Origin of the sequence: Streptomyces pallidus (ex Mingjun et al. 2026) (assembly GCF_051550185.1) — a bacterium.
Taxonomy (GTDB): Bacteria; Actinomycetota; Actinomycetes; order Streptomycetales; family Streptomycetaceae; genus Streptomyces.
The window spans coordinates 4,328,135-4,340,622 of sequence record NZ_CP196181.1; the positions used below are offsets into that span (position 1 = coordinate 4,328,135).

Below are 12,488 nucleotides of genomic sequence, written 5' to 3' on the forward strand. Positions count from 1 at the left end.
ACGCAGGCCGTCCGTCGCGGGCGCAGGCGCGGTCCGGAGCAATCCACCCTCCCCGCGCGCCTCGCGGCGCAGGGGGAACCCCAGTCCTGGAGGACCACTTCAGATGGCCAAGATCATTGCGTTCGACGAGGAGGCCCGGCGCGGTCTCGAGCGCGGCATGAACCAGCTCGCCGACGCCGTCAAGGTCACCCTTGGCCCCAAGGGTCGCAACGTCGTCCTTGAGAAGAAGTGGGGCGCCCCGACGATCACCAACGATGGTGTCTCCATCGCCAAGGAGATCGAGCTCGAGGACCCGTACGAGAAGATCGGCGCCGAGCTGGTCAAGGAAGTCGCCAAGAAGACGGACGACGTCGCCGGCGACGGTACGACCACCGCCACCGTCCTGGCCCAGGCGCTCGTCCGCGAGGGTCTGCGCAACGTGGCCGCCGGTGCCAACCCGATGGCCCTCAAGCGCGGCATCGAGAAGGCCGTCGAGGCCGTCTCCGGCGCCCTGCTGGAGCAGGCGAAGGATGTCGAGACCAAGGAGCAGATCGCTTCCACGGCCTCCATCTCCGCCGCCGACACCCAGATCGGCGAGCTCATCGCCGAGGCCATGGACAAGGTCGGCAAGGAAGGCGTCATCACCGTCGAGGAGTCCCAGACCTTCGGTCTGGAGCTGGAGCTCACCGAGGGCATGCGCTTCGACAAGGGCTACATCTCGGCGTACTTCGCCACCGACATGGAGCGTATGGAGGCGTCCCTCGACGACCCGTACATCCTGATCGTCAACTCCAAGGTCAGCAACGTGAAGGACCTCCTTCCGCTGCTGGAGAAGGTCATGCAGTCCGGCAAGCCGCTGCTGATCATCGCCGAGGACGTCGAGGGCGAGGCCCTCTCGACCCTCGTCGTCAACAAGATCCGCGGCACCTTCCGCTCCGTCGCGGTCAAGGCCCCGGGCTTCGGTGACCGCCGCAAGGCCATGCTCGGTGACATCGCCATCCTCACGGGCGGCACGGTCATCTCCGAGGAGGTCGGCCTCAAGCTGGAGAACGCCGGTCTGGACCTGCTGGGCCGCGCCCGCAAGGTCGTCATCACCAAGGACGAGACCACCATCGTCGACGGTGCCGGTGACAGCGACCAGGTCGCCGGTCGCGTGAACCAGATCCGCGCCGAGATCGAGAACTCCGACTCGGACTACGACCGCGAGAAGCTCCAGGAGCGCCTCGCGAAGCTGGCCGGCGGCGTGGCCGTCATCAAGGCCGGTGCCGCGACCGAGGTCGAGCTCAAGGAGCGCAAGCACCGCATCGAGGACGCCGTCCGCAACGCGAAGGCCGCCGTCGAGGAGGGCATCGTCGCCGGTGGTGGCGTGGCCCTGCTGCAGGCCTCCTCGGTCTTCGAGAAGCTGGAGCTGGAGGGCGACGAGGCCACCGGTGCCGCCGCCGTCAAGCTGGCCCTCGAGGCCCCGCTGAAGCAGATCTCCGTCAACGCCGGCCTCGAGGGCGGCGTCGTGGTGGAGAAGGTGCGCAACCTGACCCCGGGCCACGGCCTGAACGCCGCGACCGGCGAGTACGTCGACATGATCGCCGAGGGCATCATCGACCCGGCGAAGGTCACCCGCTCCGCCCTGCAGAACGCCGCGTCGATCGCCGCGCTGTTCCTGACCACCGAGGCCGTCATCGCCGACAAGCCGGAGAAGGCCGCCGCCGCTCCGGGCGGCATGCCGGGCGGTGACATGGACTTCTGATCGGCCCCGCGCTGATCGGCTGTTCTCGACCGAGGGCGGTGCCCCCTCCATCCGGAGGGGGCACCGCCCTCGGGCGTTTCACGCCCCGGTGGCGAACCCGGCGGTTTCGAGTGTGAACCCGAACGGCTCGGGGAGGTCCAGGGGCTTGCCGAAGGACACCGTCTGCCGGGAGCGGTAGCCGTGCGGCGAGGGGTCGGAGAAGCAGGTGATCTCCGCTTCCTGCATGTCCACGACCAGGTAGACCGGAACCAGGCGGCCGTAGACCGTCAGCTTCTCCTGCCAGTCCGCGTCCCGGGTCGACACGGAGGTGAACTCCGCGACCAGGGACAGCGCAGCGGCGTCAGCGTGGCGGCCGTCCTCTTCGAAGGCGGACTCGTCGGCCACGAAGAGGTCGGGGCCGTACGCTCGTGCGGCTGCCGGGAACCGGAACAGGAAGGGTGCAATGTCTGCCACGTGCCCTTCGGGGGCGTGGGCCCCGAGCTGCTCACGCAGTACCCGCATGGGGCGGTAGTAACGCAGCTTGGACCACGGTGACACGACGATCTTCCCCCGGATGAGCTCGGCCTTGAAGCCGTCTGGCGTGTTCATCTCCTCGACGGTGCGCAGGAGGTCCTCGAATGTCGGCGCCCGCAGGGCCTCTATGGGGGTGTCCCGCTCGGTCATGATCGTCACCGTCGTCCTCCCGGGATCGGGGTCGTCGTGCGCTGGGGCGTACACATTCCAGGCTAGGGGCGGAGCGGCCCCCGTGCCCGGATACGGGCGGAGCGCCACCCCTGCGGGGCTGGCGCTCCGCAGCACGCGGTGTCGGTCGTGGTGCCCCGTATTCGGGACCGCCCGGGTCGGGGCCTCGCGATTTGTTTCACTGGGGGCATGAGCGACCTCTTCGTGAAGATCTGCGGTCTGAAGACCGCGCACGACGTCGACGTGGCCGTGGCCGCCGGCGCCGATGCCGTCGGCTTCGTCTTCGCCGCGGGCAGCCCCCGTACGATCGGCGCCGCCGAGGCCCGCGAGCTGGCCGCGCGGGTCCCGGCCGGGGTGCTCACGGTCGGCGTGTTCCGCGGCCAGTCGGTGGAGGAGGTCCGGCGGCTCACGCAGGAGAGCGGGGTCCGGGGCGTGCAGCTGCACGGCGACGAGGGCCCGGAGTTCTACGAGGCCCTGCGCGCCGAGGGCCGCACCCTGCTGCGGGCCACCGCGCGGCGGGTGGAGCGGTGCGGGGAGTACGGGGAGGACCTCCTGCTGATCGACGCCCCCGACCCCGGCTCCGGCAAGCCGTGGAACTGGGCCGCCGCGGAGTTCACCGCCCCCCGCGGGCACTGGCTGCTGGCCGGCGGCCTGAGCCCGGACAACGTCCGCAAGGCCGTGGAGACCACGGGTGCGTGGGGCGTGGACGTGTCCAGCGGGGTGGAGCGGGAGCGCGGCGTGAAGTCCCCGGACCTGATCCGCGCCTTCGTGGCCGCGGCCCGCGCCTAGCGCCGCCGGGCCGGCGGCCCGGCTGGTCGACGACTCCGGGCGCCCGCGCGCCACAGGTTCACGCTCGTTAACAAGCCGGTCCGCGGCTGGCTGAAAATCGATGGCTCGGCAGTGCTCGCCGGACGCCCGGTCAGGGGGTCGACAGCGGCTCCCACGGGCGTGCGGGCGGCAGCTGCCGGGCGCCGTGGCGGGGCCGTAGGGAAGGGGTGCGGGCCCGGAACTGGTCGTTCGGACGGGCCCGGCGGGTGGGGGGACGAGGGGGATGTGGGGGACGTGGGGGAGGGTGGGGAGAGGAGGGGCTGGTGGGGGTCAGGCGGCGTCGCGGAAGTGGGCCAGCAGGGCCTCCGCCTCGGCGGTGTTGCCGGAGATGGTGTCGAAGGCCAGCTCTTCGGGGACGGCGGGGCCCCACAGCCAGCCGTGGTGGCAGCTGAAGCAGAAGATCAGCTCGAACAGGGGCTCGTGGGTGGCGCCGTACGCCCGCAGGCCCCAGCCCGGCGCGAAGCACAGGCGGGGGTCGCCGGGGGGCATGGACGAGATCAGCTCAAGGGAGTCGGCGGCCTGTCGGCCGGTCCAGCGGGTGACGACGGGGCCGCTCATGGGTTCGCCGTAGTGCTCGGGACGGGTGGTGAGGCGCACGACTTCTACGACGGCGGTGGCGGCGACGGCTTCGGCGGGGAGCTGCATGGGGGCAGTTTCACCGCCGGATCCGTATTTACGCCATAGCCGGCTGCGTGGCCTGCGGGGCCGTGGCCGGAATTGCACCCGGGTCGGCGTTCAGGTCCGCCAGCATCTGCCGGGTGAAGCCGAAGAAGTACGTGGCCAGGAATCCGACCAGGTAGCCGACCGCCAGACCGCCCGCGTAGATGGCGATGGTGAGGCCCATCCCGGAACGGCCGTCGAGCAGCGGGAACAGGGCCCACCCGGACGGTCCGATGGCGGTGGAGCCGAAGGCGACGCCGAGCTGGTTGAACAGGCCGATGAACGCCCCGCCGGCCGCTCCGCCGACGCAGGCGGTGACGAAGGGCCGGCCGAGCGGCAGCGAGACCCCGTAGATCAGCGGTTCGCCGACCCCGAGGAAGCCGGCCGGGAGCGCGGACTTGATCGTGGTGCGCAGGCTGCGGTTGTGCGGGAGGCGGCAGTAGACGGCGACGGCGGCGCCGACCTGGCCCGCGCCGGCCATGGCGAGGATGGGGAGGAGGACGGTGTAGCCGGTCTGCTCGATGAGGGTGGTGTGGATGGGGATCAGGGCCTGGTGCAGGCCCAGCATGACCAGCGGGAGGAAGAGGCCGCCCAGGACGAGGCCGGCGAAGGAGCCGCCGGTGCGCAGCAGCCAGGTGGCGAAGGCGCCGATGGCGGCGGAGACCTCCCCGGCGGCGAGCATCAGGCCGAAGAGGGCGACCAGGCCGGCGACGAGGACGGTCAGCGTCGGCGTGACCAGGTTGTCGAGGGCTTCGGGGACCCAGGTGCGGCACCACTTCTCGATCTGGACGGCGAGGAGGGCGGCGGCGAGGGCGCCGAGGACGCCGCCCTGGCCGGGGGAGAGGTGGTGGCCGAAGGCGTCGATCTTCGCGACGCCGGGGAAGACGATGATCGCGGCGACGGCGCCGCCCAGGACGGGCGTGCCGCCGAACTCCTTGGCCGTGTTGTGGCCGACGAACACGGCGATCAGGGACATGAAGCCGGACGAGATCGCGGCGAGCGCCGGGACGGCGCCGGGCAGCCAGCCGGTGTTGGTGAGCAGGCCGTTCAGGCCGGCGATGATGCCGCAGCCGATGAGGGCGGGGATGAGTGGGACGAAGACGTTCGCGATGCGGCGCAGGGCCAGTTTGACGGGGGTGCTGTTCCTGGCCGTCCGGGCCCGCTTGAGGGTGGCGCCCCGGTCGGCGAGCTCCGCGGCGGTCACCGGGGTCCCGGGGGCAACGGCGCTGCTGCCTGCCGCCGCCCCGGTGGCCGCCGCCGGGCCGGCCCGGCGGGCCTGTGCCACGAGTGCCTCGAACTCCGGGGTGATGCGGGCGACGGCCCCCGGCCCGAGCACGATCTGGTACGTGTCGTCCTCGACGACGCCGAGGACGGCGGGCAGTGCCTTCAGGGCGTCGTCGTCGACGCGGGAGCGGTCGCGCAGGCCGATGCGCAGGCGGGTCATGCAGTGCGCGATCGAGGTGATGTTGTCCGGGCCGCCGACCAGGGGCAGGATCGCGGCGGCTGTGGCGCGGTGCTTGTCTTCGGGCATGGGCGGTCGCCTTCGTCAGTGCGGGCGGTACGGCGGCGGTACGGCGGGGACGGGCGGTCGGCGGCAGACGCTCAGCGGCAGGCGAGCGGCCGGCGGCAGGCGGTCAGCGGCGGGTGGTGGCGGCCTCCGCGAGGGCCGCGCGGAGGTGTCCGCGCGCGGCGGACAGCAGTCCGGCGGCGGCCGGGCCGTCGACGCCGCCGAGGATGACGAGGATGGCGGCCTTCACCTCGCCGCCGGTGGCGGTGAGCGCGGCCTCGATCTCCTCGTCGCCGGCTCCGGTGGCCAGGGCCACGATGCGGCGGGAGCGGGCCCGCAGCTTCTCGTTGGAGGCGCGCAGGTCGACCATGAGGTTCCCGTACGTCTTCCCGAGCCGGATCATCGTGATGGTCGAGATGAGGTTCAGGACGAGCTTCTGCGCGGTGCCGGCCTTCAGCCGGGTGGAGCCGGTCAGCAGCTCCGGCCCGACGACGACCTCGATGCCGTGCTCGGCGGCCGCGGCGAGCGCGGAGCCGGCGTTGCAGGACAGGCCGACGGTGAGGGCGCCGCGGGCGCGGGCGAAGTCGACGGCGCCGACCGCGTAGGGGGTGCGGCCGGAGGCGGAGACGCCGATGACGGTGTCGTCCCGGGTCAGCTCCAGGGCGGTGAGGTCGGCGGCGGCGAGCTCGGCGGAGTCCTCGGCGCCCTCGACGGACCGGAGCACGGCGGCGGGGCCGCCCGCGATCAGGCCGACGACCTGGCCGGGGGCGGTGTTGAAGGTGGGCGGGCACTCGCTGGCGTCGAGGACGCCGATCCGGCCGGCGGTTCCGGCGCCGGCGTAGACCAGGCGGCCGCCGCGGGCCATGCGGGCGGCGATGGCGTCGATCGCGGCGGCGATCCGGGGTAGCTGGGCGGCGACGGCGGTCGGGACGGCGGCGTCCTCGGCGTTCATGGTGCGGGCGATCTCGAGGGTGGTCCGGCGGTCGATCTCGGCGAGGTCGGGTCGGAAGGCCTCGGTGGTCAGGCCGTCGAGCTGGGCACGGAGCCCGGTACGGGGGCGGTCGGAGTCGGTGGCGGCGTCGGCGGTCACAGGCCGTTCTCCTGACGGGCGGGCGGTGGGCGACGAGGTGCTGCCCGGTGCGGCCGGCCACGGCGGCCGGGCTGAAGGTCTACTTCGCGGCCTCGCTCATCCCCGAAATGTATTTTCGACTCTGGAACAGGGTCAATACGCCATAAGGCTCCTGAACCAGTGGAAAACCAAAAAATCCAGAGCAAATGGGGGTCTTCGCCAGCGGGCCCGTCGGGGTTCACAATGGGCGCATGGACCATGCAACACCCCTGGAGCAGGCGTTGCACGCCGCGCGTGCCCTCGTCCTCGCCGATCTCGTCGCCGGCCAGGTCGCCGAGGCCGATGTCGTCTCCCTCGTCGAGGACTCGGTCACGCACCGCCGGTGGTGGGTGGAGCAGTGGCCCGAGGGCGTCGACTACCTGGCCGGGCTCGTGGCCCAGGACGTGCAGGACGCGCTGCTGGAGAAGTACGGCCGCTGGCCGCTGTGCCCGGTCTGCTCGCACGGCGACCCGCACGCGCTGGACGTGGAGCCGGAGTTGGGGCCCGACCCGCACTGGGTGTGCGCCAAGGCGGGCGTGAAGGTCGCCGCGGTGGGCGGCCTGGGCCCGGTCATCGGCCCGGGCGGCTTCGGCGGAAGCCTGTGAGCGGCCGCCGGTGACGCTCTACATCGACCCGCCGACGTGGCCGGGTCACGGCCGCATGTGGTCGCACCTGGTCAGCGACGTCTCGTACGAGGAACTGCACGCCTTCGCGGCCTCGATCGGCTGTCCGCCGAGGGCCTTCGACGGCGACCACTACGACCTGCCCGAGTCCCGCTACGCGGACGCGGTCGCGGCGGGCGCGGTGGAGGTCGGCAGCAAGGAGATCGTCCGCCTCCTGGTGAAGGCCGGCCTCCGCCGCCCGAAACACCGCCCGGCGTAGCCGCGCGACCCGGCACGGCCCTCGGGCCGCCATGGTCCCACGGCTCTGCCGGGTGCCGCGGCGGGCGGCCGTGCGTCTCCCGTGCTCGCCGCCTGACGGCCGGTGTGACGATCTGTCATATGCCAGGAGGCCAGGCGGATTTGCTGCATTAGGATGACCGCCGTTTCGTCTGTCCGTCGACTCGCTGCGGCCTGAGGGGGATCGTGCGTCGGTCAGTGCTGTTCGTACACGGGACGGGAGTCCGGGAGGCCTCGTACAAAGGAGGGCTTCGCCGCCGTCCGGGACAACCTCGACCGGATGCGGCTGGGGTTGGAGGTCCGCGGCTGCTTCTGGGGACGGGAGCAGGGCGCCTCGATGGCGCTCGACGGGGACTCCGTACCCCGCTACCGGCAGTCGCGCGGCGGGACGCGCGAGGACGACGACGAGATCGCCGTATGGGACGTCCTGTACGGGGACCCCTGGTACGAGCTGCGGCTGCTGGGCCTGCAGTCCGCCGGTGAGGCGGGCCTCGGGGTCGGGCTCGCGCCCTCCGAGCTGTTCCTCGCCGACATCACCGAGTACGAGCCCTCGCCGGAGGTCCTGGACGCCTTCGCGGCGCGCGGCCTGGAGAAGGACTTCGCGGAGGCGTTACGGGCGGTGGTGCGGGCGCCCGAACTGCAGGACGCGGCCGCGACCGTGGACGAGGACGGGTTCGAACACCGGCGTGCCGTGGCCCGTGCCGTCATGGCCATGACCCATACGCTCGCGTCCGACCGGGGACTGGAGGTCTCCGGCATCGTGCGCGATGCGCTGCTCGCCTCGCTCGGCGACGACCTGTACACGGAAGGCCGCTCCCTCAAGGGGCTGCTGGGGAAGGCGCTGCTCGCGCCCGTCGGCTGGCGGGGCCGCCGCCGGCGCGGGGCGTGGGGCGACGCCGCCCTCCCGGCACTGGGGGACATCCTGCGGTACCAGGCCCGTGGCCAAGGGGTACGGGACCAGATCCGACGGACGGTGGAGAACACCCCGGGAGACCGGATCACCCTGATCGCGCACAGCCTCGGCGGGATCGCCTGTGTCGACCTGCTGGTGCAGGAGCCGCTGGAGCGGGTGGACCAGCTGATCACGGTGGGCTCGCAGGCGCCGTACTTCTACGAGATCGGCGCGCTCGTCTCGCTGGAGCACCCCGGGACCCTGCCCGCGCACTTCCCGGCGAAGTGGCTGAACATCTACGACGAGCGCGACTTCCTCTCGTACCAGGCGGGGAAGGTCTTCCCGGACCGGGCGAGCGACCATCGGGTGGACAACCGCCAGCCCTTCCCGTGGGCGCACACGACCTACTGGTCGAACCCCGAGGTCTGGGACGCCGTCGAGACGTGGCTGAGCTGAGACATGGTGGAGACGACCGCTCCCGATCCGGCGCGCGTGCACGCCGTCGTGGTCGGAATCGAGCACTTCAAACACATCGAGGGCCTCGATCTGCCGGGCGCGGCCGCCGACGCGATGCGGTTCGCCCGCTGGCTGCGCATGCGCGGCGTGCCGAAGGACAACGTCACGCTGCTGCTGACGCCGCTGAAGGAGTCGTGGCAGGCGCTCAACGAGCAGGCGCAGCAGCTGGACCTCACCATCACGTTCGCCGGATCCCGTGACGTGATCATGAATGCCCTGGCGCCGAGGAGCCGCGAAGACGCGCCCGAGGGCGACGTCCTCTACGTCTACTGGGGCGGGCACGGCCTGCTGGGGCGGGGGGAGCGCAGGCTGCTGCTCTGCCCGGACGTCACCAACCAGGATCCGCGCTGCATCGACCTGACCGACCTGCGCGAGCACCTCGGCCGGCCCGACGTCGCGGGGTACCGGCGGCAGATGTTCCTGGTGGACGCGTGCGCGACGTTCATCGAGAACCGCAAGCAGGTGGCCACGCCGGCCGTCGCCCCCTTCCCGGCGGGGCAGCGCGCGACGGTGGAGCAGTTCGTGCTGCTGGCCGCCGCGGCCGGGCAGGCGGCCGTGCAGGCCGGGGCGGACAAGACGGGCGTGTTCTCGACCGCGGTCCTGGAGTGGCTGGAGCGGCATTCGCCGGGCCTGGACCCCGATCTCGACGCGCTGGTGGCGCACGTCAAGGAGCACTTCGCCGGGCGCCGACTCGGCCGACGGCCCGTTCAGACGCCGGTGAGCTGGGTGATCCGGTCCTTCGGCGGCGACACGGAGGAGATCGCCCCCGGCCCGGCCGAGGAGGGTGGGCAAGCCCCGGCCCCGGTTGCCGCCCCGGCTGCCGACCTGCGCACGCCCGCGGCCGCCGCCCCGAGCCGGCCGGCAGGCCGCAGGCGAGCCGTGGTGTGGGCCGGGGCGGGCGCCGCGGTGGTGGTGGCGGCCGCGGCTGCCGTGGCCCTGAACGGGATGCCGGGGCGGGGAGATGGGGCGGACGGGAAGGCGGGGGCGGCAGGTGCAGGAGCGTCCGCCGCCGCGTCCGCGGCAGCCCCCTCCGCCCCCTCGCCTACTCCTTCGCCCTCGCCGAGCCCGTCCGCGCTCGGCAGCACGGCGCCCGGGGCGGGTGCGCCCTCGCCGTCGGGCACCCCGGTCCCGGCGACCCAGCCTGCCGCGGCGCCGGCTTCCGGCGCCCTGTGGGGGTGCAGGAGCGAGGCGGCCGTGCGCGAGATGCCGGCCGTCAAGGTGAGCCCCTGCTACGTCGTTGACGGCGGGAAGGTCACCCTGGCGGCGGACGTCACCGCCGACAAGCCCACCGACGTGACCGTCTACCTGTGGCTGAGCACCTCGCCCGGCAACACGTACCTCTATCCGCCGGCAGCGCCGTACGCGCAGACCGTGACGGCCGGCCGGGCCTCCCAGCGGGTGTCGACACCGGTCGGCAACATGCAGCTCAAACCCGGCAGGTACGACGTCCACGTGTCCGTCACCGCGAAGGGCGCCTCCCCGCCGAAGGCCGCGGACAACGCCACGGTCACGGGGTACTCCCAGTGGTTCGTCCTGCAGTGACGTCCTGCAGTGGCGCCGCGGCCTAGCCGGCGGCCGGCGAGCGGTCGGCCGACGCCCGCTCCGGCCGGCCGACGGCTGTCGACGAAGTGACCACGCGGGTGGGGCGGGGCGGGGTGCGGCGGTCCAGGCGGAGGGCGATCAGGGTGAGGGCCATCGCGGTGACCGTCATGGCGGCGCCCGCCCAGGCGGTGGCGGCGAAGCCGTGGCCGCTGTCGATGACGGTGCCGCCGAGCCAGGGGCCGCCCGTGTTGCCGAGGTTGAAGGCGGCGGTGGTGGTCGCCCCGGCCAGCGTCGGGGCGGCGCCGGCGACGTTGAACATGCGGGCGTTGAGGGCGGGGGCGGTGAAGAAGGTCGAGAAGCCGATCAGGAAGGACAGGGCCACGGCGGCCGCGGCCACCGGGGCCAGCAGCGCCAGCGCGACGAGGAACGCCGTCGAGGCGGTGACGCCCCACAGCATCACCCCGAAGAGGTGCGCGTCGGCGTGGCGTCCGCCGGCCGTGGTCCCGGCCAGGGCGCCCAGCCCGAACAGGACGAGCACCCACGGCACCCAACCGGAGTCCAGGCCGGCGACGTCGGTGAGCAGCGGGGACAGGTAGCTGAAGGCGCAGAAGACACCGCCGGCGGCCAGGGCCGTGATGCCGATGGACAGCCACACCTGGCGGTCGCGGTAGATGCGCAGCTCCCGCCGGAGGCCGGGCCGTTCGGCGGGCAGCGGGATCCTCGGGACCAGGGCGAGGATGCCGGCGAGGGCGACCGCGGAGGCCGCGCCGACCGCCCAGAACGCGGAGCGCCAGCCCAGGTGCTCGCCGAGGAAGGCGCCCAGCGGGACGCCGAGGACGTTGGCGATGGACAGGCCGCCGATCATCACGGCCATGGCGCGGGCCCGCTGGTCCTGCCGGACCATCGCGATGGCGACGGCCGCGCCGACCGCCCAGAAGCCGGCGCAGGCGAGGGCGGAGACGACGCGGGAGGCGAAGAGCAGCTCGTACGAGGGGGCGAGCGCGCCCGCGACCTGCCCGAGCCCGAAGAGGCCGATGAGCGAGATCAGGGTGGTGCGGCGGGGGAGCCGCAGGGTGGCGACGGCCAGCAGCGGCGCGCCGACGACCATGCCGATCGCGAAGGCGGAGATGAGCAGGCCGGCCTGCGGGATGGTCACGCCCATGTCCTCGGCGATGGGCGGCAGGAGCCCCGAGAGCATGAACTCGCTGGTGCCGAGGGCGAAGACGGACAGGCCGAGGACGTACACGGCGACCGGCATGCGGGTGGGTGTGGGCGTAGGTATCGGTGAGTCGGTGGGTGCGTGCGTGGGGGCGGGGGTGGGGGCTTCGGGCATGTCCTTCACGAACCGGCCCGAAGTGGATCTCATTCCCCGTGCGGGGGCACCGGGTCCGCCAGGTCGGCGAGTTCCGCGGCCAGGTTGCGGCGGGCCCGGGCCTCCCAGTGCGCGGTGCCGTACGGCGTGCGGAAGAGCCGGGGCAGGTCCAGGAGCCGGCGCAGGACGGCGGCCCGGCCGGCGCGGAAGCTGTCCTCGGGGACGAAGCCGTACTCCTCGCGGACGGCGGCGACGTAGGCCGCGTAGGCGGCGGGGTCCCCGGCGAGGACGGCGAGGTCGGCGTCGCAGAGCACCTCGCCGTTGGTGTCGCCGGGCGCGGGGTCGTGGGTGACGGTGAGCCGGACGAGTCGGGCCACCTCTGCGGTGCGGGGCCCGGGCACGCCGAGTTCGTGCAGGGCGCGCTCGGCGAGGGCGGCGCTGCGCTCCTCGTTCTCGGAGCGGTCGGGACGGTAGACGGCGTCGTGGAACCAGGCGGCGAGCTCGACGGCGGCGGGGTCGGCGGCGTGCGGGGCGAGGACGTCGATCCGTTCGAGTACGTCGGCCAGGTGCGCGGTGGTGTGGTACCGGCGCTGCGGCTCCGCCCAGGCGGCGAGGAGGCGGTCGGCGTAGGGGGCGGGGTCCCGGTCGGCGGGGGCGCCGGCCGAGGCGGCGGTCGCGTGCCAGCGGTCGCGCAGCCGGGCGGTGGCGGGGGTGGTGGCCGTGGCGGGCGCCGTGGCGGGATCGGCGGTGGTGCCGGCGGTCGTGTCCCTGCCCGGGTGCGTGTCCCTGTGCATGTCCATGCGGACATTGTGGGGTGGCG

At 73.2% G+C, this 12,488-nt stretch carries 12 protein-coding genes; 6 read left to right on the forward strand and 6 right to left on the reverse strand.

Annotation, left to right across the window (positions count from 1 at the left end; genetic code table 11):
* The first annotated feature begins 103 nt into the window (after positions 1-103).
* Positions 104-1,723, forward strand: coding sequence for a chaperonin GroEL (gene groL / locus ACSHWO_RS19155; protein WP_361094845.1), 1,620 nt, complete (start codon positions 104-106; stop codon positions 1,721-1,723).
* Positions 1,724-1,801: 78 nt separating this feature from the next.
* Here the strand turns inward: groL and ACSHWO_RS19160 are convergent, their stop codons facing one another.
* Positions 1,802-2,386, reverse strand: a complete 585-nt coding sequence (locus tag ACSHWO_RS19160) for a Uma2 family endonuclease (protein ID WP_438319159.1) — start codon at positions 2,384-2,386, stop codon at positions 1,802-1,804.
* 207 nt (positions 2,387-2,593) lie between these two features.
* On the opposite strand from ACSHWO_RS19160, the gene ACSHWO_RS19165 reads away from it, so the two are divergent.
* Positions 2,594-3,193 carry a phosphoribosylanthranilate isomerase gene (locus tag ACSHWO_RS19165; protein WP_438313306.1) on the forward strand — a complete coding sequence of 200 codons (600 nt, stop codon included), beginning with the start codon at positions 2,594-2,596 and terminating at the stop codon, positions 3,191-3,193.
* A gap of 309 nt (positions 3,194-3,502) precedes the next feature.
* On the opposite strand, the gene ACSHWO_RS19170 is transcribed toward ACSHWO_RS19165, so the two are convergent.
* From ACSHWO_RS19170 to murQ, 3 genes are all read right to left on the reverse strand, one after another.
* A complete protein-coding gene (locus tag ACSHWO_RS19170; RefSeq protein ID WP_385840973.1) occupies positions 3,503-3,877 on the reverse strand; it encodes a hypothetical protein in 375 nt (124 codons plus the stop codon).
* A gap of 28 nt (positions 3,878-3,905) precedes the next feature.
* Positions 3,906-5,423, reverse strand: coding sequence for a PTS transporter subunit EIIC (locus tag ACSHWO_RS19175; protein WP_438313309.1), 1,518 nt, complete (start codon positions 5,421-5,423; stop codon positions 3,906-3,908).
* 103 nt (positions 5,424-5,526) lie between these two features.
* On the reverse strand, positions 5,527-6,489 hold the full coding sequence (gene murQ, locus ACSHWO_RS19180) for an N-acetylmuramic acid 6-phosphate etherase (protein ID WP_438313311.1): 963 nt from the start codon (positions 6,487-6,489) through the stop codon (positions 5,527-5,529).
* A gap of 230 nt (positions 6,490-6,719) precedes the next feature.
* Between murQ and ACSHWO_RS19185 the strand changes: the two genes are divergently transcribed.
* The 4 genes from ACSHWO_RS19185 (at position 6,720) to ACSHWO_RS19200 (ending at position 10,356) form a co-directional block, all read left to right on the forward strand.
* Entirely contained in the window at positions 6,720-7,112 is a 393-nt protein-coding gene (locus ACSHWO_RS19185; protein WP_361094827.1) for a hypothetical protein, read from the forward strand.
* Positions 7,113-7,122: 10 nt separating this feature from the next.
* A complete protein-coding gene (locus ACSHWO_RS19190) occupies positions 7,123-7,389 on the forward strand; it encodes a DUF4031 domain-containing protein (protein WP_361094824.1) in 267 nt (88 codons plus the stop codon).
* Positions 7,390-7,686: 297 nt separating this feature from the next.
* Positions 7,687-8,754 carry an esterase/lipase family protein gene (locus tag ACSHWO_RS19195; RefSeq protein ID WP_438313314.1) on the forward strand — a complete coding sequence of 356 codons (1,068 nt, stop codon included), beginning with the start codon at positions 7,687-7,689 and terminating at the stop codon, positions 8,752-8,754.
* Positions 8,755-8,757: 3 nt separating this feature from the next.
* The gene (locus ACSHWO_RS19200) at positions 8,758-10,356 is read left to right on the forward strand and encodes a caspase family protein (RefSeq protein ID WP_438313316.1); all 1,599 of its coding nucleotides are present in this window, start codon (positions 8,758-8,760) and stop codon (positions 10,354-10,356) included.
* 22 nt (positions 10,357-10,378) lie between these two features.
* Here ACSHWO_RS19200 and ACSHWO_RS19205 read toward each other — a convergent pair whose 3' ends face one another.
* Together ACSHWO_RS19205 and ACSHWO_RS19210 are read right to left on the reverse strand one after the other, a co-directional pair.
* Positions 10,379-11,614: a Cmx/CmrA family chloramphenicol efflux MFS transporter gene (locus ACSHWO_RS19205; RefSeq protein ID WP_438313318.1), complete on the reverse strand. Its 1,236-nt coding sequence runs from the start codon at positions 11,612-11,614 to the stop codon at positions 10,379-10,381.
* A 104-nt stretch (positions 11,615-11,718) separates the two neighbouring features.
* The gene (locus ACSHWO_RS19210; protein ID WP_438313320.1) at positions 11,719-12,468 is read right to left on the reverse strand and encodes an HD domain-containing protein; all 750 of its coding nucleotides are present in this window, start codon (positions 12,466-12,468) and stop codon (positions 11,719-11,721) included.
* Positions 12,469-12,488: the final 20 nt, after the last annotated feature.